We start from the raw sequence: 25667 nt of genomic DNA, 5'->3' as shown, positions 1-25667 counted from the left end.
CGGCCACCGGCAGCGGAACCTAGGATGGCCACAAGGCGCTCGACGCGCGGTCACGGGAAGAGAGAGACATCATGAAAATCATCGTCATCGGCGGTACCGGTCTGATCGGAAGCAAGGTGGTGGAACGCCTGCGCAGGCACGGCCATGAGGTGTTGGCCGCTGCGCCATCGTCGGGCATCAACACGATCACCGGCGAAGGCCTCGACGCGGCCATGACCGGCGTGCACACGGTGATCGACCTGGCCAACTCGCCCTCGTTCGAGGACCGGGCCGTGCTCGAGTTCTTCGAAACCTCGGGGCGCAACCTGTTCGCCGCGGAACACAAGGCCGGCGTGCAGCACCATGTCGCCCTGTCGGTGGTGGGCACCGGCCGCCCCGCGTTCGCGGCCAGCGGCTACATCCGCGCCAAGATGGCGCAGGAGGCGCTGGTGCGCGCATCCGGCATTCCGTACACCATCGTGCACTCCACCCAGTTCTTCGAATTCCTCAACGGCATCGCCAACGAGGGCGCGGGCGACCACGAGATCCACCTCTCGACCGGCCTGATGCAGCCGATCGCCTCCGACGACGTGGCCGATGCGGTGGCCGACTACGCTCGCGGCAAACCGCGCAACGACATGGTGGAGATCGCCGGGCCGGACAAGGCGCCGCTGGCGGAATGGGTGCGGCGCTTCCTGGCCGCCATCGGCGATCCGAGGAAGGTCATCGCCGATCCCGACGCCACGTACTTCGGCGCCCGCCTGGAAGCGGACACCTTGTTGCCCACCGCCTCGGCGCGCATCGGCGCGCTTGATTTCGAGGCATGGCTCGGCCGCTCGTCCTATGCCGATCGCATCGTGGCTGCCCCCGCCGCGACGGCGAGCCGCGCGGCTTCCCGCTGACCGGCACCGCGCCGCAGACAACATGGTTCACCCGAAGCCCGGACCGGCCTTTGCCGGAGCCTGTCCGGGCTTTCTTGCACACGCCGTCAGCCACCACCACACGAGCTTCATCCATGAACAAGCCGCAACCCCCGCCCGTTTCGTTGCTCGACAAGCACTTCGGAACGGAATTCCTCCCGCTCTACACCGGTACCGTGCACGTCACCGGCGGCGAGGCGAAGCATGGCCGCGCCTCCGGCGCGGCGCGCTCCGACGACGGCATGCTGGACGTGCAACTGCGCATGCCGGAGGAGCTGGGTGGCTCCGGCGGCGGCACCAATCCGGAGCAGTTGTTCGCCGCCGCCTTTGCCGGCTGCTTCCACGGCGCGTTGAGCCTGCTTGCCGCGCGCGCGAAGCTGGCGATTCCGGACGCCGAAGTGACGGCCCTGGTTACCTTCGGGCGGGACCCGGTCGACGGCCTGTTCATGCTGTCGGCGGACATCCGCATCCACCTTCCCGGCATCGACCGGGCGATCGCCGCGGAGCTGGTGCGCAACACCGAGCGCCTTTGCCCCTACGCCAAGATGGCGCGCGCGGGGATCGACTGCGTGGTTTCGCTCGAACCCTGAGCCGCCTGGCGACCGACGCCGTCCATGCCAAGCCTTGTCGCAAGCATGAGCCGAAGGTGCGCAACCCGGTCGCCCGGCCTGCGCACCGATCGGCGCGCCCGGCGCCTACCTCGTGCGCGGCGGCAGGAAGCCCCGGGCCGTGGCCAGCTCGGGCCACGGCATCACCGTCTCGCCGGCCACCTTCCATGCGCCGTCGACCTTGCGCAGGCGCAGTTCGTACAGTGCCGGATCGGCCTGGTTACTCATCCGTCGATACAGTACGGCCGTCGCATGGTCACCCTGCTCTTCGACATGCAGGATGCGTTTTTCGGTCGACAGCGGCGGTTCGCCGGCGTCGCGGCGGCTCCTGAACTCGCCGAGCATTTCCGCCTTCGAGAAGCGCGCGATGTTGCCCTCGGGGGTGAGCACGAGAAAGCCGAGGTCGTCCACGTAGAGGCCGTCCATCTCCTCCATGCGGTAGTGGCTGCCGGTGTCGGCCAGACGGTCGATGAAATCGAGGATTTCCGGGTTGTGCGAAGTAGTCATGGGGTTCCTGCCTTGTGCGTGGGGTGGGAGGGATCAATTCAGCGACATGCCGCCATCGACCAGCAGCTCGACGCCGTTGACGAAGCGGCTTTCGTCCGAGGCCAGGTACAGGGCGGCTGCCGCCAGCTCGTCCGCTTCGCCGAAACGGCCGGCCGGGATCATGGCGGCCATGGCTTCGACGAAGCCGGGCCGCTGCGCTTCGGGGATGCCCATCTTTTCCAGGATGGAGGTATCCACCGGCCCGGGGCTGAGCACGTTGACGCGGATCCTGCGGGCCTTGAACTCCAGCGCCCAGTTGCGCGCGAACGCGCGGAGGGCGGCCTTGGAGCCGGCGTAGACGGCATGGCCGTCGAGCGCGCGCGTGGCGGCAAGCGAGCTGGTCAACACGATGCTGCCGCCGTCGCGGATGAGCGGCGCGACGTGTTGCACGCCGAAGAACACGCCGCGCGTGTTGACGCTGAACTGCGCGTCGAACTCCTCCGGCGTGACCTGGGCGCTGGGCGTGATCGTGTTGACGCCAGCGTTGGCCACGTAGATGTCGAGCGCCCCGAAGCGGGCGCGGATCTCGTCGGCCACGGCGGCGTGATGGGCGAGGTCCGCGACATCGCCGCGGATGCCCAGGGCGCCGTGCCCGATGCGCCAGACCGCTTCATCGAGCGGTTCCTGCCGTCGCGCGGTCACGATGACCTGCGCGCCCTCGGCGGCAAACCGTTGCGCGGTCGCCAAACCGATGCCGCTGTTGCCGCCGGTGATCAGGGCGACCTTGTCTTGCAGACGTTTCATTCGATGTCCCGGGTGGTTGGTGGTGGACGAAACATGCGGTGCCCGCCCGCGCGAACCAGCCCTGCAACCGGCACAGCCGTTGTGCCCTGGAGTCCACAAATGTCCAGCGTGCTCAACCAGTCGGCCGGCCTCGTCGCCTTCGTGCGCGCGGTGGAGGCGGGCTCGTTCAGCGCCGCCGCACGCAACGCGGGCACCACGCCATCGGCGATCTCGAAAGCAGTCCGGCGGCTGGAAGGCGAACTGGGCGCGCGGTTGTTCCGCCGATCGACGCACACGCTCAGCCTGACCCCGGACGGCCAGCTGTTCTTCGACCGCGTCGCGCCGCTGCTGCGCGAGCTCCAGGATTCCGCCGACGCGATGCGCTCCGCCGACGGAGTGCGTGGCCGCCTGCGCGTGAGCATGCCCGGCGAACTCGGCCGCCTGCTGATGGAAGCCATCACCACCCGGTTCCTCGTCGCGCATCCGCACCTGGAGCTGGACCTGGCACTGGCGGACCGGCACGTCGACGTGATTGCGGAGGGCTACGACGTGGTGTTCCGCGTCGGCACCGTGCCGGCGAGCGAGCTGAGGACCAGGACGCTCGCCGATCTCGACATGGCGCTGGTCGCCTCGCCGGCCTTCCTGCGCCGGGCGGGCGAGCCGGATTCCATCCGCGAACTGCGCGAGCTGCCGTTCGTCCGCTACGTATTCGGCGGCAGAACCCTGCCGCTGGTGTTCGCCGACGGCACCACGATCACGCCCCGCGGCCGCCTCGGCCTGGATACCGGCTTCGGCCTGCGTGCGGCCGCGCTGAGCGGCATGGGTATCGCCTACCTGATGAAGTGCACCGTGCAGGACGATCTCGACCGTGGCGACCTGATCCAGCTGATGCGCGACCAGCGCCTGCCCGCGTTGCCGCTGCGTGCGCTGCACGCCTTCGGCGGGCTCGCGCCGGCGCGGGTCCGGTTGCTCTCGGATTTCATCGCGCGGGAGATGCAGCGACTCGCTGGTGCATGAGGGTGGCTCGCGGTAACGCGCGCGCGTCCGTATTGGTGCCATGCACGGAACACGGTGCATACGCCTCGATGGCTTCCGGCCACTCGGCCACGACCCTACAGTTTTTCCGGCGCGAAGGCCGGCCACGAGGTCGCGCCGCGCTTCCGGTCCGGCAGTCGTGCACCACGGGCGAACCGCGGTTCGGCCAGGCAACGCATCGACCTGTTTCCACGAATTCCACACAGGAGCCACGCATGTCCCCCCTGCTCGCCAAGCTGAAGACGATGGCCCTGCTGCCGACGTTCGCCGCCTTCGATGTGCGCGATGCCGACGAGGCTGACAATGTCGTCGACGGGCCCGTGCTCGACATCGACGCGAACGGGTCCGTGGTGACCTTGCCGGCGGCGGAATGGCTGGTCTGTTTCGTCCCCGGCCTGTATCGGCAGTGGTGGCACCGATTCGCGCATCCGCGGCACAAGCACGTGTTCGCCATCCGTCCGCTCGATGACGGCCGCTGGCTGCTGGTCGAACCGTGGTGGACGCGGCTGATGGTCAACGTGCTCACGTCCGACGACGCGTCCCGGTTCCTGCAATGGGGTGCAGCCGGCCATGTGCTCAAGGTGCGCGAAGCCATTCCCGGTCGCGGTACGCAGCTGCGCGGATGGTCGAATTGCGCCGTGCTGGTCGCCTTCCTGCTCGGCCGCTCGTACTGGACCTGGACGCCGCACGGCCTCTATCGGCGGCTGGTGGCGGACACCGGCGTGCAGGCGGTCGATCCGCGGCGCCTGCCGGGCAGGCAGCTTCGTGGCATCGACAGCGCGGGCACGGGCGGCGCCCCGGAATGGCCGTCAGCAGGTCCCGCGGCACCAGCCGACCAGGCCGTGCCGCTCAGGAAATCCGCCTGACGAACGGGTCAAAGCTCGATGATGCCCCGCCGCGCCGCCAGCGTGACCGCGTGCGTGCGATCGGCCACGTCGAGTTTTGAGAAGATGTTCTTCAGGTGGCCCTTGATCGTTTCCTCGGACAGACCCAGTTCCGCGCCGACCTGCTTGTTCGCCTTGCCGATCGCCACCAGCCGCAGTATCGCGATCTCCCGCTCGGTGAGGGCCTCGTCGACCACATGCAGCGCGATCTCGTCGGCGACGTCGCGCTGCACGCGGCGCTGTCCGCGATGGACGTCCCGGATCGCATCGATCAACTCGGTGCGCAGGCTGTTCTTGAGCAGGTAGCCGAGCGCGCCCGCCTTCAACGCGCGCACCGCCTGCACGTCGCCCGCATAGGTCGTGAGCACGATGATCCTCGCGCCCGGGTATTCCGCCCGTATCGCAGTGATCGCGTCGACGCCGTTCATCCCCGGCATCTGCAGGTCCATCAGCGTCACGTCGGGGCGCAGTGCACGGAAGCGCTCGACGGCCTCGGCGCCGTTGCGCGCCTCGCCCACCATTTCCATGTCGACCTGGTTCTGCACGATGGCCGCCACGCCGTCGCGCAGCACGGGATGGTCGTCGACCACGAGAATCCTGATCTTCTGCTCACTCATCGAAAGACTTCCTTCGCATCGGCAGCCGCAGCCGGGACCGACGGCGCGGATTTCCCTTCGCAAACGCCAGCTTGGCCGGCAGGGTAAGCGTGATTTCGGAGCCGGCGCCGGGTCTGCTGCTGACCATCAGTTTGCCGCCGATCTTCTCGGCGCGCTCGCGCATGCCGATCATGCCGAAATGGCCGTCTTTGTGTCCATGCGCCACCACGTCACCGGGGATGCCGATGCCGTCGTCCCGCAGACGGATGGCCAGATGCCGCGGCTCGAAGCCGATCGCCACCTCGGCCGACGACGCGCGCGCATGCAGCGCCGTGTTGAACAGCGCCTCGCGCACGATCCGCTTGATCTCCTCGGCGACGAACGGATGCAACAGCCGCGGCTTGCCCTCCACCACGATGCGCACCGGAATCGGTGGATCGAACGGCGCCTGGGCCACCAGGTGCTCGACGATCAGGCAAAGATCGTTCGTGCCCTCGACGCCGCGCAGGTCGCGCACGCGGTTCCTGGCGTCGACCACCACTTCGTCGGCGGCGACCAGCGCGGCCTCGAGCTGCTCACGCGACCTGTCGTCGTGCGTCAGCCGGTCGGCCACCGCCTGGAAACGCAGCATCAGCCCCTGGATGCCCTGCAGCAAGGTGTCGTGGAGTTCGCGCGCGATGCGTTCGCGTTCCCCCGCGCGCTCGTCCAGCCGGGCATGGATGCGGCGCGCGATCTGCCGCACCCGCAACCGGTAGATCGCGCCGAGGACGGCCAGCAGCAGCACGGCGCAGAGCAGGATGAACCAGCCCGACTGGAAAAAGGTGGGCGGTATCGTGAACGCCAACGTGGCCCCGGCACGGTTCCAGACCCCGTCGTTGTTGGCGCCGGTCACCCGGAACCTGTACTTGCCGGGCGGGAGGTTGGTGTAGAACGCCTGCCGCCGGGCGCCGGCATCGACCCAGTCGCGATCGAATCCCTCCAGCATGTAGCGCGCCTGCACGCGCGAGGGATCGGCCAGGCTCAGCACCGAGAAATCGATTTCGATCTTGGCCGTACCGGCCGGCAGCTCCAGCACGGCCGGGTCGCGCCAGGCGCGTTCGTCGGCGGTGATCGACTTGATGGCGATGCCGGGAGCGAGCGCATTGCGAACAATGTGCGCAGGGTCCATCCACAGCGTGCCGGTTTCCGTGGCGACCCACAGCCGCCCGTCGCCGCCGCGCACCATCGACCGTTGCGAATGCGAATGCGGCTGGCTGGCCAGTCCGTCGCCGGCACCGAGGGACAGCGTCGACGCGGGCAGCGCATGGACGGCAAACGCGCGGTCGAGGTCGGCCGATCGAAACCGGACCAGCGCCTTCGGATACGCCAGCCAGGTATCGCCGTCCGGCGTCCGCACGATGCCGTTGATGCGGCTGTCCGGCGACACCGGATCGGCGCGGATCGTTTCGACCTGCCCGGCGCGGATGCGCGAGAGCCCGAAGGCGCCGGCGGCGTAGACGTCGTCGCCGCTGGTGTGGAGCGTGAGCACCTTGAGCCCGCCTTCGCCGAAATCCAGGGGCGTGTACGACCGCTTCCCGGAACCGTCGATCCACATCAGCCGGTCGCCCACCTGCACGACCACGCCACCGTGGGGCGCGCGCACCATGGTGGTCGGGTAGAAGTCGGCGCGATCGCCGGCGTTGAGCATCGTTTCCCACCGGCCATCCCGGTAGCGGCGCAGGCCTCCGCCGGAGGCGGAGATCCACAAGTTTCCGGAGGCGTCGAATACGCAGTCGTAGATCAGGTTGTGGTTGGCGTCCTGGTCGGGTCGTTCGATCGTCTCGCGGATGCGGCCCTCAGCCCATGCGACGATCCGGTGTGCGAAGCCGATCCAGATCGCGCCGTCCGGTGCCTCGCACAGGCTCTGCGGCTCGGCGACCTGGCGCATGATCGGCTCCGGCGCACCGCCGGGCTTGACGCGGAAAATCGTGTGCGCCTCGCCGATGTAGACGCTTCCATCGGAGGCCGCCAGCAGCTTGTCGCCGAAGATCGCTGGCGAACCCAGCTCCGGTTCCGCGATGAGCGTGGCCGGGCGGAACTTGTCCAGGCCCCTCTCGGTGGCGACCCAGATGCTTCCCTCCCGGTCCTCCAGCAACTGGTTCGTGACATCCGCGGACAGCCCATCGCGGCTCGTGAACGCTTCGGACTCCCCACCGCCACTGGCGTGCGTGGCGGCCGGCGTCGCGATGCGCCGCACGCCTTCGTAGCGGGTACCGATCCACAGGTTTCCCTCATGGTCGAACAGCGGCGCCGCCCGCACCTGCCCGCCACCGGCGCGATAAGGCATGCGTGACGGCGCCAGCGTTCCGCGCCCGCCCGGCCCGGTGAGCGGGTAGCTTCCGGCGCTCTCCGTCAGCCATATCCGGCCCTCGGGGTCCCGCGACACCATGCCCGCAGGCGTCCTGCGAAAAATCTCGAACCGCTCGGCACCCGCGGCCAGGCGCGCCACCGCATTGCCGCAGGCGATCCACAGGGCGCCGTCGGCTGCCACCAGCATGTTCGCGGCACTGCTTTGCGGCAGGCCATCCGCTGCATCGAACGTCTTCCACTTGCCGTCGCGGAAACGCAGCACCTCCGCGTTGAAGTTGGCGGTGAGCGCCCATATCGCGCCGTCCTTGCCTTCGACCATCTCGACGATACGGCTCGGCGCCGGGGGTGCAGCGAGGAGGCGGAGCACGCCGTCGCGATAGACCGCGAAACGGCGCGAGGTCTCGAAACTGGTCCAGACGTCGCCGTTTTTCGTCACCAGCAGCGCGCTCGGCAAGTCGCTTTTCCGGGCGTGCCCCTCCACCTCGATCCGCTCGAACCGGGCCCCGTCGAACCGGAACAGCCCCTCGCCCGTGGCCAGCCAGAGGAATCCATCGCGGCCTTGCGCCATCGCTCGCACCGGCACTGGCGTGGCGCTGGCTTCGGTCCAGCGCTGGTGCGAGTAGTCGGCCAGGGAGCGCTTGCCCGCATGCGCCGCCAAGGGAAGCATCGCCAGCACCGCAAGCAGAAAAATTCTGGGTTGCCACATCGTCGTGATACTTCACCCCGGCTGTACCGATGGGCCAGCCCCGCCATCCTCTGGAGAACGGACATCCTACCCTCGATCGGGGGTGCGCGTGCTCCCTCGACAGGGGCCTCGCGGCGAGGCGATATGACGATATCGTCGCCGCATGAGCAATTATGTATGCCGCTACCCCGATGGTGCCGCCGGGCTCGCCCTGTCGATCCTGCGCATCGGCGACGCCGCTGCCGCCTTCGGTGTGGTCACGATGCTGCCGACGGATATCGCTGGACCCGCCATGCTTCACCTGGCGGCAGGGCTGGCCGCCTTGCTCCTGGTCGCAGGGCTCGCCACGCGATCGGTTGCCCTGCTGCTGGGCGTGGCGGTGGCGTTCGCCCTGGTGGCAGCCACTGACCCGCTCCGGCAGTTGCTGCTTGCAGGCCACGTCGGCGGCTGCGCGGCGATCATGCTGGTCGGCCCTGGCGCCTACTCGCTCGATGCCAGGCGCCACGGGCGCCGCGTCATCCACCTGCAATCGAACACCCCGGATCGAGGGACTGATGACTGACCTGATTCGGGATTCCGCAGCGGCAGCGGCACTGCCAACCTGAGCCAATCGCCCAGATGGAACGAGTCGCCATGTCCCCTGTCACGCCGCCCCCGGGTTCATCCGACCATCAGGATCTTCTCGCCTCCAGCCTGTCCGCCAGCTATGCCGGCGTGATCGCCTTCATCACCGTGGCCAACGAGGGCAGTTTTTCCCGTGCTGCGGACCGGTTGGGCATCGGCCGCTCGGCGGTGAGCCGCAGCGTGCAGAAACTGGAGGGCCAGATCGGGGCGCGCCTGTTCTGCCGTACCACGCGTGCGACGTCGATCACGCGCGAAGGCGAGTTGTTCTACCGAAACTGCCGCCCGGGAGTCGACCGCATCCTGCAGGCGCTGGAGGAGATGCGCGACCTGCGCGAGGGCCCGCCGCGGGGTTTGCTGAAGATCAGCGCTCCCCACGGCTTCGGTCGCAAGGTCGTCGCGCCGCTGATGGCGGAATTCCGTGCACGCTTCCCCGCGGTGACGTTCGAGCTGCGGCTGGAAGAAGGGGTGGACGACCTGGCGACCCATGGCGTCGATGTCGCCTTTCGCGATGGGCGACTGGACGACAGCCAGATCATCGCCAAGCAGCTCATCCCGATGCAGATGCATGTTTGCGCCTCGCCCCGCTACGCGCGCCAGCACGGCCTGCCCGGTTCGGTCGATGAGCTGGCCGCTCACGCATGCATCAACCAGCGCCTGGCCAACGGCCGCCTGCAAAGCTGGGACTTCAAGGTCGACGGCCAGAAGCGCAGCATCACACCGGAGGCGGCCATCGTCGTCAACGACCCCGAACTGGCCATGCGCGCGGTGCTGGACGGCCAGGGACTGGCCCAGCTCCCGGCCTACCAGGTGAGTGAAGCCTTGCGCGACGGCGCGCTGGCGGCGTGCCTGGAACAGGATGCGCCCGACGATCGCGGGCACTACCTGTGCTATCTCAGCCGGCAGCAACTTCCCAAGCGAATCCGCGCCTTCATCGATTTCATGACCACCAGCATTCGGGCGCTGGATCTCTGTGGTATTGACGTGGCAAGGCAATACTCCAGCCATCCCCCCCGCCAATCCATCGCCGCCGGCGTCTCGACGTGATGATGCCCGCTACCCTAGTTGGTTCGCCTGCACGGACGTGGGCAGGGTCAGCAAGGCGATGCACGCACTTCCCCACCCGCTTCCCTGCAACCTGGCGTTGGCCTTTTGGCAACGACAGCCCACGCCATTTGAACGAAATGGGCATCGATTGCCCGAACACGGCATTCCCTGGCGGAATCGGGAGGAAGACGCTTGAAGCTGCATTTTCCCGCGCCGCAAAATCGGTCCCGCCTACCTTGGCCATCGGAGACCCGCACGATGCGTGGCAAGTCGGTTCCGTTGTTGGCTGGACTGCTGGCACTGGCGGCCTGCCAGACCGTGCCGCGTCGTCCTGCGCCGCCGGAGCTGATCGGCAGGGCGACACCTGACGGCTTTCCGGCCAGCGTACGGTTGGTTACCACCGACATGCGCACGTTCACTGATCTGGCTCCGGATTTCTTCGCTGGCATTCACGCGGCGGCGAATGCCGGCAAGGTGAGCATTCTGGCGCTGTCGGGCGGCGGTTCGGGCGGCGCTTACGGCGCAGGCGCGCTGGTCGGGATGAGCCGCGCGCATACCCGGCCGTCGTTCGAGATGGTGACGGGCGTGAGTGCTGGCGCGCTGCTGGCGCCGTTCGCCTTCCTGGGGCCGGCGTGGGATGCGCGCATGCAGGCGGCTTTCACCGGCGGGCGCAGCGCACGCCTGCTGCGCGCGCCCGTGCGGACCATCCTGTCCCGGTTGCTGTCGCCGCGTGGCCTGCCCCATCGCAACGCGCTGTTCCAGCTGGTCGATCATTTCGTCACGACGGAGATGATCGATGCCGTGGCACGCGAGGCGATGAAGGGCCGCCGTCTGGTGGTGGCGACCACCGACCTGGACAAGCACGAAACCGTCTTGTGGAATCTCGGCGAGATCGCCCGACACGGTGGTCCCGCTGCGCGCCGGTTGTTCCGTGACGTGCTCATCGCTTCGGCGAGCGTGCCTGGCGTGTTTCCGCCGGTGTTGATCCGCGTCCATGAAGGCGCGCGCGAGTACGACGAAATGCACGTCGATGGCGGCGTGACAACCTCCGTTTTCAGCATCCCGCTGATCGCGGGCATCCAGTCGATCGAGCTGCCGTTGCTGCGCGACGCGCAGTTTTACATGATCGTCAATGGCCAACTTGCGCGAACGCCGCAAACCACGCGCTACAACACCGTCGACATCGTGTCGAACGCCCTCGCCGCCGAGATGACCTACAAGACCCGCGAGGCGATCGTCGACAATATCGCGGCAGCGCGGCGGCTCGGCATGCATTTCCACCTCACCGAGATCCCGGTGGACTACCCGCAGGCCAGCTTCATCGATTTTGACCAGCAGCACATGCAGGTGCTGTTCGACTATGCCGCCAACTGTGAGGTGCGCGGGGAGCTGTGGTTGACCCCGGAGCAATCGATCCGGCGCAACATGGGCCCCAACCGCGCGCCCGCATCGGGCCTGCCGGCCTGCCCGGCGGCGGCTACGCATCCCCCGCACTGAGCACCATCGTCGATGCGCGGGCGTCTCCTCGTCGAAGCAGCCATCCCTGGCCAGCTTCGCCGGAAGCCGGGAAAACACGCACGGCTACGTCGCCCGGCTCATGCGCGTCATGCGAACGCGTCGTCGTTCATCAACAAGGCAGCGCGCGCCCGCTTCTTCCTACAACTGGCTCATGCCGCCATCGACGATGATTTCGCTGCCGACGATGAAGGCCGACTCCGCCGCGGACAGATGCAGCACGGTGGCGGCCACCTCCTGCGGTGTGCCGAAACGGCCCAGCGGCACCTGGCCCTGGATCTCGGCGGCGGTCGCTTCCAGCGTGGCCGCGTCGAGGCCCAGCTTGCCGTAAAGCGGCGTTGTGATCGGGCCGGGACTGACCACGTTGACGCGCACGCCGCGGGGCAGCAGTTCAGCCGACAGCGTTTTCGCCAGCGAGATCAAGGCGGCCTTGCTGGCGGCGTACACCGACGAATTCGGCATGCCGATGTGCGCGTTGATCGAACCGTTCAGCACGATCGAGGCGCCCGCGTTGAGCAGCGGCAGCAAGGCCTGGATCTGGAAGTAGGCGCCTTTGACGTTGGTATCGAAGCCCTGGTCCCACAGCGCCTCGTCGACCTCGGCGAACGGCGCGAACTTCGCCACGCCCGCATTGATGAACACCGCGTCGAGGCGGATCTGCTGGCTGGCCAGCGCGGCCGCCAGCTCCCTCGCCTCGCCCGCCACGCCAGCGTCGTTGCGCAGGGCGATGGCCTTGCTGCCCAGCGCTACCTTGGCTTCGGCCAGCGCGGCGGTGTCGCGACCGGTGATGATGACGCGCGCGCCTTCGGCGGCGAACGCGTGGGCCGCGGCCAGGCCGATGCCGCTACTGCCGCCGGTGACGAGTACGGACTTGCCTTCGAAACGATTCATGGTCTGCTCCAATGTCGGTGTGGTGTTTCAGTGGCGCCATCCTGATCGCCGGCGCGGCGTTTGCCGTACCATCGTTTCGACGAACTCGTTCGAAGGAGTTGCACATGTTGTCCGACGACGAACTGGCGCTGCTGCAGGCGATCCGCAACACCGGCAGCCTGTCCCGCGCGGCGGCGCAGCTGGGCAAGGCGCCATCGACCGTCTCGCATGCGGCCCGCCAGCTTGAAACACGTTTCGACGCACTGCTGTTCGATCGTCGCCGTTACCGCCTGCAACTGACCCCGGCCGGCGAACTGCTCGCCAACGAGGCCAGGCGGCTGGTGCAGGACGTGGCGCGCCTGGGCCAGCGCGTGAAACAGGTGGCCAGCGGCTGGGAGGATCGCCTGCACATCGTCACCGACGAGATCCTGGAGTTCGAGACGCTGTTGCCGGTGATCCGTGCGTTCGACGCGCTGCAGTCCGGCGTGCGCCTGCGTCTCACCCACGAGGTGCTCGGCGGCACCTGGGAAGCCTTGCGCGAAGGCCGGGCAGACCTGGTCGTCGGCGCCACCAACGAACCGCCAGCGATACCGAAGCTGCGCTGGTTCGAGCTCGGCACGATGGACTGGGTGTTCGCCGTATCGCCACGCCATCCATTGGCGAAGGCCGCCGAGCCGTTGTCGCAGGACGCGGTCGCTGCGCATCGAGCGGTGGTCGTGGCCGATTCGTCGCGCAGCGTTGGCCGCGCGTACGGCGTGTTGGGCGGCCAGGCCACGCTGGCGGTGCCTGGCATGCGCGCCAAGATCCTGGCCCAGCGTGATGGCCTTGGCGTGGGTTGGCTACCTCGCCAGCGCGTCGCCGCCCTGCTCAGGCATGGCCAACTGGTCGAGAAGAAGATGGCCGACCCGCGCGAACCGAACACACTCTACGTCGCCTGGCGCAGCGACCACGAAGGCCGTGCACTGGCCTGGTGGCTGGAACAATTGCGCCACACGCGGCTGGCAAGGCGACTAATCCAGGGGCTTGAAGTGCCGGCCTGATGCCGCCGCTGGCTGGCGTCGGCGGCCGGGCGCAACGTGCACTCAGCCAGGCAGCAGTTCGTCGTGGATGTGCAGGCTGCCGGTCAGCGTGCGGTGCACCGGGCATCTTTCGGCCACGGCGAGCAGGCGTTCGCGCTGCGCGGCGGTCAGGTCGCCGACCAGTTTCAGGCGGCGGTAGATCGCCTGCACGCGTGCATCGTCCTGGTCGCAGTGGTCGCAATCCCTGGCGTGGTTTCGCTCATGCGAGAGCGTCACCTCGACCTCGTCCAGCGGGATCGCTTCGCGGCCAGCCACCATCCGCAAGGTCATCGCGGTGCAGGCGCCGAGCGAGGCCAGCAGCAGGTCGTAAGGTGTGGGGCCGGCATCGTCGCCACCGACGTCGCGCGGCTCGTCCGCGATCAGCTGGTGATGCCGCGCGTCGATCGCCACCGCAAGACCGGCAGCGTTGTTGGTCACGCGCACCATCCCCAGCTCAAGGGTTTCGGCGACGGTTACCGGTTCCAGGAAGCGGTCCGCCCAGCAGGCGATCATGCGCGCCGCGTAGCGCGCGTCGGCCTCGTTCGGCAACAGGTGGCCGGCCTGGTCGAGGCTGAGGAAAGTTTTGGGGTGCCGGGCCGCGTCGAACAGCCGGCGCGCATGGTCGATGCCGACCACCGTGTCGCCCGGCGCGTGGGCGATCAGGATGGGACGATGCAGTTGCTTCACGGCACCCAGCACGTCGGCTTCGCGTGCCGAACGCAGGAAGGCGGCACTCAACGGGAAGCGGCGGCCCGCGATCGACACTTCGCCCCTGCCCTGCGCCTCGATCGCCTGCAGGTCGCCGTGGATGCTGTCCAGCACATGGCTGACGTCGGACGGTGCGCCGATGGTGGCCACCGCGCGCGCCGAGGGAATGCGAGCGGCCGCCGCGAGCACCGCCGCGCCACCCAGGCTGTGGCCGATCAGCAGTTGCGGCGCGCCGAGGGTGGCGGCCAGATGCTCCGCCGCGTCGACCAGGTCGTCCACGTCGCCGGGAAAACCCACGCTGGCGAAATCGCCCTCGCTCGAGCCCAGTCCGGTGAAGTCGAAGCGCAGCGTGGCGATGCCCAGGCGCGCCAATTCGTCGGTGATCCTCACCGCGGCCAGGCTGGCGCGGGTACAGGTGAAGCAGTGGGCGAACAGCGCCACCGCGCGAACCGGCCCCACCGGCTGCGCCACGGTGCCACTCAGCACATGTCCGGAACGGCTCGTAAAACGGCTTTCGGTGCGGGACATGGACGATCTCCAGGGCGGTTGAGGCTGCCATGCGCAAGCCTCGCGCAGCGATTATCGGCCACCGGGCAGCGGAGCGCCGGGAACGCCGGCGTGGTCGGGCGCGGTTGCCGCGCCAAGCCTGATGACACAACCCGAACGACCGCGCGAGCACACTGACAGGCCCACCGACCGAGGAGCGCCCCATGAGCAGTTCCAGCCAACCGCCCCGCAACGATTCGTCCGCCACCGGCTCGACCACCGGAACGGGCGCGCCGGCGATCAGCGATCGCCACTCGCTCACCCTGGGGCCCGATGGGCCGATCCTGCTCCATGACGTGCACTTCCTGGAGCAGATGGCCCACTTCAATCGCGAGAAGGTTCCCGAACGGCAACCGCATGCCAAGGGTGCCGGCGCGTTCGGCGTATTCGAGGCAACGGAGGATGTCTCGGCCTATACCCGCGCAATGCTGTTCCAGAAGGGCGCCAAGACCGACATGCTGGCACGCTTCTCCACCGTGGCCGGCGAAATGGGCAGCCCCGATACCTGGCGCGACGTGCGCGGCTTCGCGCTGAAGTTCTATACCGACGAGGGCAACTACGACCTGGTCGGCAACAACACGCCGATTTTCTTCCTGCGCGACCCGATGAAGTTTCCGCACTTCATCCGCAGCCAGAAGCGCTTGCCCGACTCCGGCCTGCGCGACAACCACATGCAGTGGGATTTCTGGACGTCCAATCCGGAAACCGCGCATCAGGTGACCTATGTGATGGGCGAACGCGGCCTGCCACGCACGTGGCGGCACATGAACGGCTACGGCTCGCACACCTACATGTGGATCAACGCCGCCGGCGAGAAGTTCTGGGTGAAGTACCACTTCCACACCCTCCAGGGCATGGCGTTTTTCGACAATGCCGAAGCCGCCGCGATGGCCGGGACAGACGCGGACTTCCACCGCCGCGACCTGTTCGAGGCCATTGCGCGCGGCGAGCATCCCGCGTGGGATCTTTCGGTGCAGGTGATGCCGTACGCCGAGGCGAAACACTACCGCTTCAACCCGTTCGACCTGACCAAGGTGTGGCCGCACAGGGACTACCCGCTGATCAAGGTCGGCACGATGACGCTCAACCGCAACCCGGAGAACTTCTTCGCGCAGATCGAGCAGGCCGCGTTCTCGCCCGGCAACACGGTGCCGGGCATCGGCCTGTCGCCGGACAAGATGCTGCTGGGCCGCGCGTTTGCCTACGCCGACGCACAGCGCAACCGCATCGGCACCAACTTCCACCAGCTGCCGGTAAACCAGCCCAGGGTGCCGGTGAACACCTATATGTTCGACGGCCAGATGGCGTATCACCACCAGGGCAACGCCGCGGTGTACGCGCCCAACAGCGCAGGCCACGGCTGGTCCGACCAGACCGGCCCGGTCGCCGACGGCTGGGAAGCCGATGGCGAGATGACCCGCAGCGCGTACACCTTGCACGAGCAGGACGACGACTTCGGCCAGGCCGGTACGCTGGTCCGCGACGTATGGAACGACGCCCAGCGCGCGCAGTTCGTGGACCAGGTCGCCGGCAGCCTGCTCGCCGGCGTGCGCAGCCCGGTGCTGGAGCGCGCGTTCGACTACTGGAAGCACGTCGACCGCGACATTGGCCAGCGGATCGAAAACCGGGTGCGAACGGGCGGTGCGTCGGAGCCGGTCCAGGGCATGGGCGAGGGTTGAGGTCGTCGCCGGTTCCTTGCCGGTGCTCCCTGACGCTGATCTTGCTGCTCGAGGGCCGCTGCGACCGCGAACCGGGCCGCGACGTCCTCGATCAGCGCTTGCTTGATCAGCGCTTGCGTGATCAGCGCCTGCTCGATCAGCGTGTTCGCGCCCGCGCCATCGCGTCGATTTCGTCGCCCCCTCCGGGAATGCCGGCCTGATCCTCGTTGCCGCCCTCGTTCTCGCCGCTGCGACCGGGCGCACCGCCGGCGTGGCCTGGCTGGCTACCCAGATGCGGCTGGCTGCCGCGCTGGCTGGGCGTACTGGTGGCTTCGCCGCTCGCGATGCCGCCGGTGCCCTGCTGCCCGTCACCGGCGCCCGGTTCACCTGCCCGCTTGTGGCTCGCCGGTTCTGGCGTGTCGGTGACGTCACCACGGGGGTGGCGGCGCGGATGCCCGTGTTTGTTGTCGCCCATGGTGCTCGCTCCGGTTCGGTGAATCGAAAGCATCCGCTCCGGCGTGTCAGCGTGACGAGAACGGAACACCACGTCGCTCGCCGGCCGGGGACATTGACACTTCGCACACCTTTCGTTGAGCGGCGTGTGTGCAGTCTCCCAGGAACGACGGGTCGATCGATCCGTGTTTTCCCGAGCCGCCAGGAGAAACCATGAACGTGCAGAACATCATGACACCGCGCCCCCGCGTCTGCGCCGCTGGCGTCCCGCTGGCCCACGCCGCCCGGCTGATGCTCGAGCAGGACGTGGGCGAAATCCCGGTCACGGACGGCGAAATGCGGCCGATCGGCGTGATCACCGATCGCGACATCGTGCTGCGCTGCGTGGCCGTGGGCGGCAACGCCCAGGACGTGACGGTTGAAAGCTGCATGACCGCGCCGGCGCAGACGGTTCGCGACGACGCCACGCTGGAGGAATGCGCCCAGCTGATGGCCCGGCACCGCATTCGCCGCGTACCCATCGTCGATGCCAATGGCGCCATCTGCGGCATCGTGGCCCAGGCGGATCTCGAAGCCACCGACGCACGCTCGCTGAAGCAGCAGGTCGCCGAACGCGTCTCGACGCCGCATTGAGGACGCCGCCACGCCTCTGTTGCACGACCCGCGCGGCGCGGCGCATCACGGGCGTGCGCTGCGCCCGCCGCATGGGCGCGCCCCTGCGGTAGCCACCGGTCGGTCCGGGCTCCCCCGTACCGAGATCACCTGCCCCATCGCAAGGATTCCGCCCATGGGCTTTACCGCATGGTTTGCGTTGATCGGCGGCCTGCTGTTGCTGATGTCGCTGGCGTCGGGCTGGATACGCCGCTTGCCGGTAACATCGTTCAGTCTCTATCTCCTGGCAGGCTGTCTCCTGGGCCCGTGGGTGCTGGGTCTGATGGACGTGGATTTTGCGCTGCACGCGCAAGCCACGGCGCGGCTGACCGAGGCGGCGCTGGTGGTCTCGCTGTTTCTCACCGGCCTGAAATTGCGCGTGGATTTTCGCCGCCCCATGTGGCGCACGGCAGCACGGCTGGCGCTTCCGGCGATGGTGCTGACGGTGCTTGGACTGTGCGTGGTGGCGCATTGGGCGTTCGGCTTCCGCTGGTCGTTGGCCTTGCTGCTGGGCGCCATCGCCGCGCCAACCGACCCGGTGCTCGCCAGCATGGTCGCCGTGGATGATGCGCGCGACAAGGATGCTCTTCGGCTGGCGCTTTCCGGCGAGGCCGGGCTGAACGACGGCACGGCCTTGCCGTTCCTGATGCTTGGCCTGCTGATGCTGCGTGGCCCGGTTTCCGCCGCGGATGCGGGATCGTGGGCGTGCTGGGACTTTGCCTGGCCCTTGCTTGGCGGCCTGGCCATCGGCTTTGCCCTGGGCTGGGGCACCGGCCTGCTCGGCGTGCGCCTGAAATCCACCAGCCGGGATACCTCCCCCAGCGATTTCCTGGCCTTGGGGCTGATGGCGCTGGCCTATGCCGCCGCACAGGCCGTGTCCGCATCCAGCTTTCTTGCGGCCTTTGCGGCAGGCCTGGGCCTGCGCCGCGCCGAAATCCGCGTGGTCGCGGAGCACCCTCACCCGCATTTCGGGCAGGAAGGGGGACAGCTCGACCATCCGCCGGCCGAGATGCTGGTCAACCCCAACCGGGTGGGGCCGCACGACATCAGCAACCCGGCCACCTCGGCGGGCCTGGTGGTGTCCGATGCGCTGTCGTTTGGCGCCACCCTCGAACGATTGATGGCCGCCGCCCTGGTGCTGTTGCTGGGTGCCGCGTGTGCCCGCTACTGGCACCTGCCGGGCGTGGTGCTGGCGCTGGTGTTGTTCGTGGGTGTGCGGCCGCTGGCGGTCTGGCTGTCGACGATCGGCAGCGGCATCCCATTGTCACGGCGGCTGCTGATCGGCTGGCTCGGCGTGCGCGGCATCGGCAGCCTGAATTACCTGGCTTTCGCGATGGCCTATGGACTTCAGGGCGACGACGCCGTGCTGGTCTCCCAATTCGCGATAACAACCGTCGTACTCAGCATCGTCGTCCACGGCATCTCGACGCCGCCCTTGCTGGCGTGGCGCCAACGACGCATCGATCGCAGCGGTCAAGCTTCCCCCGCATGAGGCGCGCCGCCACCCTCATGCCCCATCGACGGAAAGATCACGCCCCCTTGCCCCGGTTTCGGTTCTGCTTGACCGCCCCACCCCGGCCTGGAGAGCGACATGTCCCGACGATTCCTTGTTCCTCTTGCCGCCGGTGCCCTCGCACTGGGGCTGGCCTGCACCGCGTCGGCGCAATCGGTCGCCAGCGACAGCGCGTTCATGGAGCACGCCCTGGCCGACGGCATGGCCGAAGTCCAGATGGGCCAGCTCGCGCTGGAAAAATCCTCCGATGCCCAGGTGAAGCAACTGGCGCAGCGCATCGTCACCGACCACAAGAAGGCCGACCGCGAACTGCGCAAGCTGGCCGTGAGAAAGCAGGTGCGGCTGCCGGCCACGCCCACCGCCGAGGCGCAACAGAAGGTGGCCAGCATGAGGCAGATGGATGGCGCCGCGTTCGACCGGGCCTGGGCGGCGGCGATGGTGAGGGACCACACCAAGGCTATCGACATGTTCACCACCGAGAGCCAACAGGCGAAGGACGCCGATGTGCGCAAGTTCGCCGAAGCCACCACGCCCACGCTGCGCACGCATCTGGAAATGGCGCAGAAACTCGACGGCGGCTCGGCCACGAGCGATGCCGGCATGAATCATTGACGAGGAAGCGCGATGAACGCCAACGCGAACCAGCAATGTGCGCACCCGGCCTGCCGCTGCAGCGTGCCGGCCGGCGAGGCCTATTGCAGCGAGCACTGCCGCAAACGGGTGGAGTCGCCGCTGTCCAACAACGCCGCGGATGCTTGCCAATGTGGGCACCCCGCCTGCAACGGCAGCGCCGACAAGGCCGGCTCGCGGTAATCGGTGCATCCAGGCCGGCAACGTGGAGCGGCCATAAATCGGGCCTGGGCAAAGGGGGCGCTCGATGAAAGCCTTGTTCCGCTGCGCGCTGACCGCGTTGTCGCTGGCGCTGCTCGCCACCGTCCATGCGGCCACGCCCGACCCGCAGCAGACCCGCTCGTACATCGATCACGCCTGGACCACGCTGACGCGTTCGATGGATGATTGCGCCTCGCTGGCGGACCCCAAGGTCAGCGGCGAGCCGGTGTTGTACCTGCCCGCGGACCTGCCCGTTTCCCCCGCCATCGCGGCGTTGGAGCAGCGCTGCCATGTCGACGTGCGCACGCTGCCGCGCCCGATCGACCGGCTGGCGGCGCTGTCGCCCACGCAACTGCCGAGCCAGGGCCTGCTATACCTGCCGCACCCCTACGTGGTGCCGGGCGGCTTCTTCAACGAGATGTACGGCTGGGACAGCTACTTCATCGTGCTGGGCCTGCTGGCGGATCACCGCCCTGCCCTGGCCCGCGGCATGGTCGACAACTTCCTGTTCGAGGTGGCGCATTACGGCGCCGTGCTCAACGCCAACCGCACGTATTACCTCACCCGCTCGCAGCCGCCGTTCCTGGGCGAAATGATCCGCGCCGTGCTCGACGACCCCGCCGCGTTCCGCGACCGTGCCGAGGCGCAGGCGTGGCTGCGGCATGCGTACCCGCTGGCGGTCCGGGATCACGACATCTGGCTGCGCAAGGAGCACCGTGCCGGCGGCACCGGCCTGGCGCGCTATTTCGACCTGGGTGGCGCGCGCCCGGTACAGGAGATCCCCGACAGCAGCTACCTGGTCACGGCCATCGACTGGCTGTTGGCGCATCCAGCGGTTCACCACGACTACCTGGTGAAGGCCTCGCAACATCCCGATGCGGCCGAAGCGGCGCACCTGAAAACCGTCAGTTGCGACGTGCGCGCATCGACGGTGTGCGCGGCGGCCTGGTCCAGAGGCTATCGCCTCAGCGCGGATTTCTACCTGGGCGACCGGGCCATGCGCGAATCGGGGTTCGACACCACGTTCCACTTCGGACCTTTCGGTGGCTCCACCCATCATTACGCGCCGGTGGGACTGAACAGCCTGCTCTACCGCTACGAACGCGACCTGCACGATTTCGCCAAACGGCTCGGTCGCCCAGGCGATGCGCAGCGCTGGGCCAATGCCGCCGACGCACGACGGCGCGCCATCGACACTTACCTGTGGCGCGCCGATCTCGGGATGTACAGGGATTACGACTTCGTCCGCAAGACCTCATCCGACGAGGCTTACCTCACCACCTTCTATCCGCTGTGGGCCGGCGCCGCCTCGGCGTCGCAAGCCAGCGCGGTGCGCGCAAAGCTTCCCCTCTTCGAGCACAAGGGCGGACTGGCCATGAGCGATCACGTCAGCGGCGCGCAGTGGGATGCGCCGTTTGGCTGGGCGCCCACCAACTGGCTGGCGGTGGCGGGCCTGGACGCCTACGGCTTCCACGATGACGCGCGACGCATCGCCCGCGCGTTCACCGCCACCGTCGATCGCAGCCTGGCGATGGACGGCACCATCCGCGAAAAATACAACATGGTCAGCGGCGACGCCGATGTGAAAATCAGCGTTGGCTACAAGGACAATGTCATCGGTTTCGGCTGGACCAACGGGGTGTACCTGAAGTTGCAGCAACTCCTGCACGCCGCCCCGGCGAGCCGCGAAGCGCGCGCCGGCGAGACGGTCCACTGAAGCCGCCGAATCAACCGCGCGCGGGAATCATCAGGCCACGTTGAACCGCCGGACGCTCCAGCGCCCGGTTGAGCCAGCGCCCGACACTGGCAAAGGTGTCGTAATCGACCAGCTCGCGCGCCTCGTAGAACGTGATCAGGTTGTTGACCCAGCCGACGGTGGCGATATCGGCGATGCTGTAGTCGTCGCCCATGATCCAGTCACGGCCGTCCAGACGTCCATTCAATACACCGAGCAGGCGCTTCGATTCATCCACGTAGCGCTGCAGCGGGCGCTTGTCCTCGTAGTCCTTGCCGGCAAACTTGTTGAAGAAGCCAACCTGGCCGAACATCGGGCCGATCGACGCCATCTGGAAAAACACCCACTGGATCGTGTGCCAGCGCCGGGCCGGATCGGTGGAGATGAACTTGCCGGTTTTGTCCGCCAGGTACAGCAGGATGGCGCCGGACTCGAACAATCCCAGCGGCTCGCCGCGCGGGCCGTCGGGGTCGATGATGGCGGGGATCTTGCCGTTCGGGTTCAGCGACAGGAATTCCGGCGTATGGCTTTCGTTCTTCGTGATGTCGACCAGGTGCGGCTCGTACGGCAGGCCGGTCTCCTCCAGCATGATCGACGCCTTGACGCCATTGGGCGTGTTCAGCGAATACAGCTGGATCCGGTCAGGGTGCTGCGCCGGCCAACGCTGGGCGATCGGAAAGCGGGAGAGGTCTGGCATCGGTTTGCTCCTTTGGGTAGCGGCCCGCGATTCGTCTGCAGCGCGGGCGTGAGGACCCAACGATCGTAGCGCTTTCACATGCAGCAAGGCGCCGCGGGGCTCGATCGAGCCCCGCGCGCCTTGCATGTCCGTTGCGGACCGCCAGCGCTTACGGGCGGGTTCGCGCCGTCGGCGGTAGGTTGTTCACGCCAGCGGTCGTCGCCGGTGGCGGATACGTCGGGGCGGTCGACGCGGTTGCCGGCGGCATCGGTGCCGGCGCGGGGGCCGCCGGCGTATACGCGGTCGCCGTGGCGCCGGGCACCGTGTCGGGCGTGTTCGCCGTGTCGTCGTGTTTGCCACAGGCCGACAACGCCATCGCGGACGCAACGGCCAGCCCTGCAACGATCCCAATCTTCATGGGAATTCCTCGGTGCAAGAAGGTGCGAGCGCGGCAATCACGATAGTCACATCGCGTTCCACGGCAGACCATGACACCGCGCCCGCGCCACTGACCCTAATCCGCCCCTTGTTGCCGTCGCGGCTGCGCGGCATGAAGAGGCTTTCACGCCTTCGCCACACCGTTCAGCGGCGTGCGCCGCAGCCGCAATGCGTTGCTCACCACCGAGACCGAGCTGAGGCTCATCGCCAGCGCCGCAAGCATCGGCGACAGCGTGACGCCGAACCACGGATACAGCACGCCTGCCGCCAGCGGCACGCCGACGGCGTTGTAGACGAAGGCGAAGAACAGGTTCTGGTGGATATTGCGCACGGTGGCCTGCGACAGCTTGCGCGCCCGCACGATCGCGCCCAGCTCGCCCCTGACCAGGGTGACACCGGCGCTTTCCATCGCCACGTCGGTGCCGCCGCCCATGGCGATGCCGATGTCGGCCGCCGCCAGCGCGGGCGCGTCGTTGATGCCGTCGCCGGCCATCGCCACGCGGTGCCCGGCGGCACGCAGCGCGTTCACCACTTCGGCCTTGCGGGCGGGCGAAACCTCGGCGTGAACTTCATCGATGCCCAGCTCGCGCGCCACCTTCTGCGCGGTGGTGGTGCTGTCGCCGGTCAGCATCACCAGGCGCAACCCGGCGGCATGCAGCGCCTTGATCGCCGCGGGCGTGTCCGGCTTGATGCGGTCAGCCACCGCCAGCAGGGCGGTGAGCGCGCCGTCGACGGCCAGGAACATCACGGTGGCGCCGCTGGCACGCAGGGCTTCGGCGCGCGTTGCGGCAGCGGCATCGACGGCGATGCGCAATTCGGCCATGAGACTTGCGTTGCCGAGGGCGGCGTGATGGCCGATCGCCGACAGGTCGGCCCCGGCGACCACCGCACTGACGCCACGGCCGGTCAGCGAGCGGAAATCCGTAACCTTGAGTACCGGCGCGCTCTCGCCATCCGCCGCCGTCACGATCGCCCGCGCCAGCGGATGCTCGCTGGGACGCTCCAGCGCCGCCGCCATCGCCAGCAATTGTTCGCGCGACCGCCCCGCCAGGCTCACCAGCTCGGTCAGCACGGGTTTGCCCTGCGTCAGCGTGCCGGTCTTGTCCACCACCAGCGTGTCGATATCGCGCAGGGCTTCGATGGCGCCGGCATCCTTGAACAGCACACCGTGCTGCGCCCCACGACCACTGGCGACCATGATCGAGATCGGCGTGGCCAGGCCCAGCGCGCACGGACAAGCGATGATCAGCACGGACACCGCCGCGATGAGCGCGTGGGTCAATGCCGGTGTAGGGCCGAACGCCGCCCAGGTAGCAAACGCCAGCACCGCGACCGCCACCACTGCCGGCACGAACCACGCCGCCACGCGATCGGCCACGCGCTGCAACGGCGCCTTGCTGCGCTGCGCCTGCGCCACCAGCGCCACGATTTGCGCCAGCAGGGTTTCGCCGCCGATCCGCTGCGTGCGCATCGTCAATCCGCCATCCTGGTTGACGGTGCCGCCGACCAGCGCGTCACCCGCCACCTTGGCCACCGGCATCGGCTCGCCGGTGAGCATGGATTCGTCGACGTGGCTTTCGCCCTCCAGCACCACGCCATCCACCGGCACTTTCTCGCCCGGGCGCACCCGCAGTACGTCGCCCACCTTGAGCGCGTCCAGCGGCACGTCGCTTTCGCTGCCGTCGCTGGCGATCCGGCGCGCGTTTTTCGGCGCCAGTCCCAGCAAGGCCTTCAGTGCCGCTCCCGTACGCCGCCGCGCTCGAAACTCCAGATAATCGCCCAGCGTCACCAACGTCACGATCACCGCCGCGGATTCGAAGTACACCGCCACCCGGCCGTGCATGTCGCGGAAACCGGCCGGAAACAGGCCCGGCCACAAAAACGCCACCGCGCTGTAGATCCACGCCACGCCGGTACCCAGCGCGATCAGCGTGTACATGTTCGGCTGCCACGGCCTCAGCGACTGCCAGCCCCGGCGGAAGAACGGCGCCCCGCCCCACAGCACCACCACCGTCGCCAGCACGGCCTCGATCCAACCCGCGATGCCACCCCACGGCGACGGCAACTGCCAGCCGAACAGGTGCGGCCCCATCGCCAGCGCGAACACGGGCAAGGTCAACACCAGCAGCGTCCAGAACCGCCGCCCCAGGCTGGTCAGTTCGCCGGCATCGTCCTCGTCCAGGTTCGGCATCATCGGCTCCAGCGCCATGCCGCATTTGGGGCAATCGCCGGGGCCGACCTGCTGCACTTCCGGATGCATCGGACAGGTATAGATCGTGCCGGCAGGCGCCGCCACGGGCGCCGCTTTTTCTTCCAGATACGCCGACGGATCGGCCACGAACTTCTCGCGGCAGCGAGCCGCGCAGAAGTGGTAGGTGTGGCCCTCGTGTTCGGCGTGATGCTTGGCGGTCGCCGGATCGACCGTCATGCCGCAGACCGGGTCCTTCACCGCCGTCGCCGGTGCGCCGCCACCGCAGCATGACGCGCTCATGGCTTCACCTCGCCATCGGCCAGCGCCCGCAGGATCGGGCAATCCTCCGGCTTGCCGTGACCGGGACACGACGCCACCAGTTGCGCCAGCCCGTCGCGCACGCGCTGCAACTCGGCGATGCGCTGCTCGATCGCCGCCAGTCGTTGCTGCGCGCGCTGCTTCACCGCTTTCACGCCACGCTGGCGATCGGCCGACAACGCCAGCAGCTCGCGGATCTCCTCCAGCGTGAAACCCAGATCCTTCGCCCGGCGGATAAAGCGCAACTGCGCAATCGCGCCCTCGTCATAACTGCGATAGCCGGACGCGCGCCGCCGCGGTTCGGGCAACAGCCCTTCGCGCTCGTAATAGCGGATGGTGTCGATCGCCACACCGACGCGCTTGGCGACGGCACCGATGGTCAGGGAAGCAGGCTGGATGTTCATGCGGCCTAGTCTAGACCCGTGATCAAGGTCCAGGGTCAAGTCCATGAAGCCGCGACCGCGGAATACCGTTCAGCCTGGCACCGTTCTGGCGAACGGTGAATCCAGGGGC

Annotated in this window: 24 protein-coding genes; 14 read left to right on the top strand and 10 right to left on the bottom strand. The window is 68.1% G+C overall.

What is annotated here, in order from left to right:
- The first annotated feature begins 71 nt into the window (after positions 1 to 71).
- Positions 72 to 881, top strand: coding sequence for an SDR family oxidoreductase (locus tag ABD017_RS15820; RefSeq protein WP_343883744.1), 810 nt, complete (start codon positions 72 to 74; stop codon positions 879 to 881).
- Positions 882 to 994: 113 nt separating this feature from the next.
- The gene (locus tag ABD017_RS15815) at positions 995 to 1489 is read left to right on the top strand and encodes an Ohr family peroxiredoxin (protein WP_343883743.1); all 495 of its coding nucleotides are present in this window, start codon (positions 995 to 997) and stop codon (positions 1487 to 1489) included.
- Positions 1490 to 1594: 105 nt separating this feature from the next.
- On the opposite strand, the gene ABD017_RS15810 is transcribed toward ABD017_RS15815, so the two are convergent.
- Entirely contained in the window at positions 1595 to 2014 is a 420-nt protein-coding gene (locus tag ABD017_RS15810) for a hypothetical protein (protein WP_343883742.1), read from the bottom strand.
- 33 nt (positions 2015 to 2047) lie between these two features.
- On the bottom strand, positions 2048 to 2797 hold the full coding sequence (locus ABD017_RS15805) for an SDR family NAD(P)-dependent oxidoreductase (protein ID WP_343883740.1): 750 nt from the start codon (positions 2795 to 2797) through the stop codon (positions 2048 to 2050).
- A 99-nt stretch (positions 2798 to 2896) separates the two neighbouring features.
- On the opposite strand from ABD017_RS15805, the gene ABD017_RS15800 reads away from it, so the two are divergent.
- Positions 2897 to 3793, top strand: a complete 897-nt coding sequence (locus ABD017_RS15800) for a LysR family transcriptional regulator (RefSeq protein WP_343883739.1) — start codon at positions 2897 to 2899, stop codon at positions 3791 to 3793.
- A 233-nt stretch (positions 3794 to 4026) separates the two neighbouring features.
- Positions 4027 to 4677: a hypothetical protein gene (locus ABD017_RS15795; RefSeq protein ID WP_343883738.1), complete on the top strand. Its 651-nt coding sequence runs from the start codon at positions 4027 to 4029 to the stop codon at positions 4675 to 4677.
- Between the two features lie 8 nt (positions 4678 to 4685).
- Here ABD017_RS15795 and ABD017_RS15790 read toward each other — a convergent pair whose 3' ends face one another.
- Both ABD017_RS15790 and ABD017_RS15785 read right to left on the bottom strand, forming a co-directional pair.
- Positions 4686 to 5312: a response regulator transcription factor gene (locus ABD017_RS15790; protein ID WP_343883737.1), complete on the bottom strand. Its 627-nt coding sequence runs from the start codon at positions 5310 to 5312 to the stop codon at positions 4686 to 4688.
- Complete coding sequence (locus tag ABD017_RS15785; RefSeq protein ID WP_343883736.1) at positions 5305 to 8346, bottom strand: sensor histidine kinase; 3042 nt, start codon at positions 8344 to 8346, stop codon at positions 5305 to 5307. Before ABD017_RS15785 ends, ABD017_RS15790 begins: the two co-directional genes overlap by 8 nt.
- Before the next feature lie 142 nt (positions 8347 to 8488).
- Here ABD017_RS15785 and ABD017_RS15780 point away from each other — a divergent pair, with 142 nt between their 5' ends.
- From ABD017_RS15780 to ABD017_RS15770, 3 genes are all read left to right on the top strand, one after another.
- Positions 8489 to 8887 carry a hypothetical protein gene (locus ABD017_RS15780; protein ID WP_343883735.1) on the top strand — a complete coding sequence of 133 codons (399 nt, stop codon included), beginning with the start codon at positions 8489 to 8491 and terminating at the stop codon, positions 8885 to 8887.
- A 71-nt stretch (positions 8888 to 8958) separates the two neighbouring features.
- On the top strand, positions 8959 to 9993 hold the full coding sequence (locus ABD017_RS15775; protein WP_343883734.1) for a LysR family transcriptional regulator: 1035 nt from the start codon (positions 8959 to 8961) through the stop codon (positions 9991 to 9993).
- A 192-nt stretch (positions 9994 to 10185) separates the two neighbouring features.
- The gene (locus tag ABD017_RS15770; RefSeq protein WP_343883733.1) at positions 10186 to 11490 is read left to right on the top strand and encodes a patatin-like phospholipase family protein; all 1305 of its coding nucleotides are present in this window, start codon (positions 10186 to 10188) and stop codon (positions 11488 to 11490) included.
- 159 nt (positions 11491 to 11649) lie between these two features.
- Here the strand turns inward: ABD017_RS15770 and ABD017_RS15765 are convergent, their stop codons facing one another.
- Positions 11650 to 12399, bottom strand: a complete 750-nt coding sequence (locus ABD017_RS15765) for an SDR family oxidoreductase (RefSeq protein WP_343883732.1) — start codon at positions 12397 to 12399, stop codon at positions 11650 to 11652.
- Between the two features lie 104 nt (positions 12400 to 12503).
- Between ABD017_RS15765 and ABD017_RS15760 the strand changes: the two genes are divergently transcribed.
- The gene (locus ABD017_RS15760) at positions 12504 to 13418 is read left to right on the top strand and encodes a LysR family transcriptional regulator (RefSeq protein ID WP_343883731.1); all 915 of its coding nucleotides are present in this window, start codon (positions 12504 to 12506) and stop codon (positions 13416 to 13418) included.
- Between the two features lie 42 nt (positions 13419 to 13460).
- Here the strand turns inward: ABD017_RS15760 and ABD017_RS15755 are convergent, their stop codons facing one another.
- Positions 13461 to 14672 carry a bifunctional alpha/beta hydrolase/OsmC family protein gene (locus ABD017_RS15755; RefSeq protein WP_343883730.1) on the bottom strand — a complete coding sequence of 404 codons (1212 nt, stop codon included), beginning with the start codon at positions 14670 to 14672 and terminating at the stop codon, positions 13461 to 13463.
- A 182-nt stretch (positions 14673 to 14854) separates the two neighbouring features.
- Here ABD017_RS15755 and ABD017_RS15750 point away from each other — a divergent pair, with 182 nt between their 5' ends.
- Positions 14855 to 16369: a catalase gene (locus ABD017_RS15750; RefSeq protein ID WP_343883729.1), complete on the top strand. Its 1515-nt coding sequence runs from the start codon at positions 14855 to 14857 to the stop codon at positions 16367 to 16369.
- A 136-nt stretch (positions 16370 to 16505) separates the two neighbouring features.
- Here ABD017_RS15750 and ABD017_RS15745 read toward each other — a convergent pair whose 3' ends face one another.
- Positions 16506 to 16823, bottom strand: a complete 318-nt coding sequence (locus ABD017_RS15745) for a hypothetical protein (RefSeq protein ID WP_343883728.1) — start codon at positions 16821 to 16823, stop codon at positions 16506 to 16508.
- Positions 16824 to 17014: 191 nt separating this feature from the next.
- Between ABD017_RS15745 and ABD017_RS15740 the strand changes: the two genes are divergently transcribed.
- From ABD017_RS15740 to ABD017_RS15720, 5 genes are all read left to right on the top strand, one after another.
- On the top strand, positions 17015 to 17434 hold the full coding sequence (locus ABD017_RS15740) for a CBS domain-containing protein (protein ID WP_343883727.1): 420 nt from the start codon (positions 17015 to 17017) through the stop codon (positions 17432 to 17434).
- 154 nt (positions 17435 to 17588) lie between these two features.
- Positions 17589 to 18944, top strand: coding sequence for a cation:proton antiporter domain-containing protein (locus tag ABD017_RS15735; protein ID WP_343883726.1), 1356 nt, complete (start codon positions 17589 to 17591; stop codon positions 18942 to 18944).
- Between the two features lie 99 nt (positions 18945 to 19043).
- Positions 19044 to 19577, top strand: a complete 534-nt coding sequence (locus ABD017_RS15730; RefSeq protein WP_343883725.1) for a DUF4142 domain-containing protein — start codon at positions 19044 to 19046, stop codon at positions 19575 to 19577.
- Positions 19578 to 19589: 12 nt separating this feature from the next.
- Positions 19590 to 19778, top strand: coding sequence for a hypothetical protein (locus ABD017_RS15725; RefSeq protein ID WP_343883724.1), 189 nt, complete (start codon positions 19590 to 19592; stop codon positions 19776 to 19778).
- 64 nt (positions 19779 to 19842) lie between these two features.
- Positions 19843 to 21513: a trehalase family glycosidase gene (locus ABD017_RS15720; RefSeq protein ID WP_343883723.1), complete on the top strand. Its 1671-nt coding sequence runs from the start codon at positions 19843 to 19845 to the stop codon at positions 21511 to 21513.
- A gap of 10 nt (positions 21514 to 21523) precedes the next feature.
- Here the strand turns inward: ABD017_RS15720 and ABD017_RS15715 are convergent, their stop codons facing one another.
- The 3 genes from ABD017_RS15715 to ABD017_RS15705 all read right to left on the bottom strand — a co-directional run bounded on the left by ABD017_RS15715 (position 21524) and on the right by ABD017_RS15705 (position 25558).
- Positions 21524 to 22228 (bottom strand): glutathione S-transferase N-terminal domain-containing protein, encoded by a 705-nt coding sequence (locus ABD017_RS15715; protein WP_343883722.1) that lies wholly within the window; start codon positions 22226 to 22228, stop codon positions 21524 to 21526.
- A gap of 541 nt (positions 22229 to 22769) precedes the next feature.
- Positions 22770 to 25136, bottom strand: coding sequence for a heavy metal translocating P-type ATPase (locus ABD017_RS15710; RefSeq protein ID WP_343883721.1), 2367 nt, complete (start codon positions 25134 to 25136; stop codon positions 22770 to 22772).
- Complete coding sequence (locus ABD017_RS15705) at positions 25133 to 25558, bottom strand: MerR family transcriptional regulator (RefSeq protein ID WP_343883720.1); 426 nt, start codon at positions 25556 to 25558, stop codon at positions 25133 to 25135. The genes ABD017_RS15710 and ABD017_RS15705 overlap by 4 nt, the downstream gene beginning before the upstream one ends.
- Between the last annotated feature and the right edge of the window lie 109 nt (positions 25559 to 25667).

It is taken from the genome of Rhodanobacter caeni (assembly GCF_039523575.1).
GTDB classification, from domain to species: Bacteria; Pseudomonadota; Gammaproteobacteria; order Xanthomonadales; family Rhodanobacteraceae; genus Rhodanobacter; species Rhodanobacter caeni.
Note: the sequence above shows the minus strand (reverse complement) of the source record. Positions and strands in the feature narration are given on the sequence as shown.

Coding starts and splice junctions, on each gene's coding strand:
- ABD017_RS15775 (WP_343883734.1), top strand. CDS start 8,959: ATGTCCCCTGTCACGCCGCCCCCGGGTTCATCCGACCATCAGGATCTT.
- ABD017_RS15810 (WP_343883742.1), bottom strand. CDS start 2,014: ATGACTACTTCGCACAACCCGGAAATCCTCGATTTCATCGACCGTCTG.
- ABD017_RS15715 (WP_343883722.1), bottom strand. CDS start 22,228: ATGCCAGACCTCTCCCGCTTTCCGATCGCCCAGCGTTGGCCGGCGCAG.
- ABD017_RS15795 (WP_343883738.1), top strand. CDS start 4,027: ATGTCCCCCCTGCTCGCCAAGCTGAAGACGATGGCCCTGCTGCCGACG.
- ABD017_RS15725 (WP_343883724.1), top strand. CDS start 19,590: ATGAACGCCAACGCGAACCAGCAATGTGCGCACCCGGCCTGCCGCTGC.
- ABD017_RS15785 (WP_343883736.1), bottom strand. CDS start 8,346: ATGTGGCAACCCAGAATTTTTCTGCTTGCGGTGCTGGCGATGCTTCCC.
- ABD017_RS15765 (WP_343883732.1), bottom strand. CDS start 12,399: ATGAATCGTTTCGAAGGCAAGTCCGTACTCGTCACCGGCGGCAGTAGC.
- ABD017_RS15740 (WP_343883727.1), top strand. CDS start 17,015: ATGAACGTGCAGAACATCATGACACCGCGCCCCCGCGTCTGCGCCGCT.
- ABD017_RS15805 (WP_343883740.1), bottom strand. CDS start 2,797: ATGAAACGTCTGCAAGACAAGGTCGCCCTGATCACCGGCGGCAACAGC.
- ABD017_RS15760 (WP_343883731.1), top strand. CDS start 12,504: ATGTTGTCCGACGACGAACTGGCGCTGCTGCAGGCGATCCGCAACACC.
- ABD017_RS15730 (WP_343883725.1), top strand. CDS start 19,044: ATGTCCCGACGATTCCTTGTTCCTCTTGCCGCCGGTGCCCTCGCACTG.
- ABD017_RS15755 (WP_343883730.1), bottom strand. CDS start 14,672: ATGTCCCGCACCGAAAGCCGTTTTACGAGCCGTTCCGGACATGTGCTG.
- ABD017_RS15720 (WP_343883723.1), top strand. CDS start 19,843: ATGAAAGCCTTGTTCCGCTGCGCGCTGACCGCGTTGTCGCTGGCGCTG.
- ABD017_RS15820 (WP_343883744.1), top strand. CDS start 72: ATGAAAATCATCGTCATCGGCGGTACCGGTCTGATCGGAAGCAAGGTG.
- ABD017_RS15735 (WP_343883726.1), top strand. CDS start 17,589: ATGGGCTTTACCGCATGGTTTGCGTTGATCGGCGGCCTGCTGTTGCTG.
- ABD017_RS15800 (WP_343883739.1), top strand. CDS start 2,897: ATGTCCAGCGTGCTCAACCAGTCGGCCGGCCTCGTCGCCTTCGTGCGC.
- ABD017_RS15710 (WP_343883721.1), bottom strand. CDS start 25,136: ATGAGCGCGTCATGCTGCGGTGGCGGCGCACCGGCGACGGCGGTGAAG.
- ABD017_RS15745 (WP_343883728.1), bottom strand. CDS start 16,823: ATGGGCGACAACAAACACGGGCATCCGCGCCGCCACCCCCGTGGTGAC.
- ABD017_RS15815 (WP_343883743.1), top strand. CDS start 995: ATGAACAAGCCGCAACCCCCGCCCGTTTCGTTGCTCGACAAGCACTTC.
- ABD017_RS15750 (WP_343883729.1), top strand. CDS start 14,855: ATGAGCAGTTCCAGCCAACCGCCCCGCAACGATTCGTCCGCCACCGGC.
- ABD017_RS15780 (WP_343883735.1), top strand. CDS start 8,489: ATGAGCAATTATGTATGCCGCTACCCCGATGGTGCCGCCGGGCTCGCC.
- ABD017_RS15790 (WP_343883737.1), bottom strand. CDS start 5,312: ATGAGTGAGCAGAAGATCAGGATTCTCGTGGTCGACGACCATCCCGTG.
- ABD017_RS15705 (WP_343883720.1), bottom strand. CDS start 25,558: ATGAACATCCAGCCTGCTTCCCTGACCATCGGTGCCGTCGCCAAGCGC.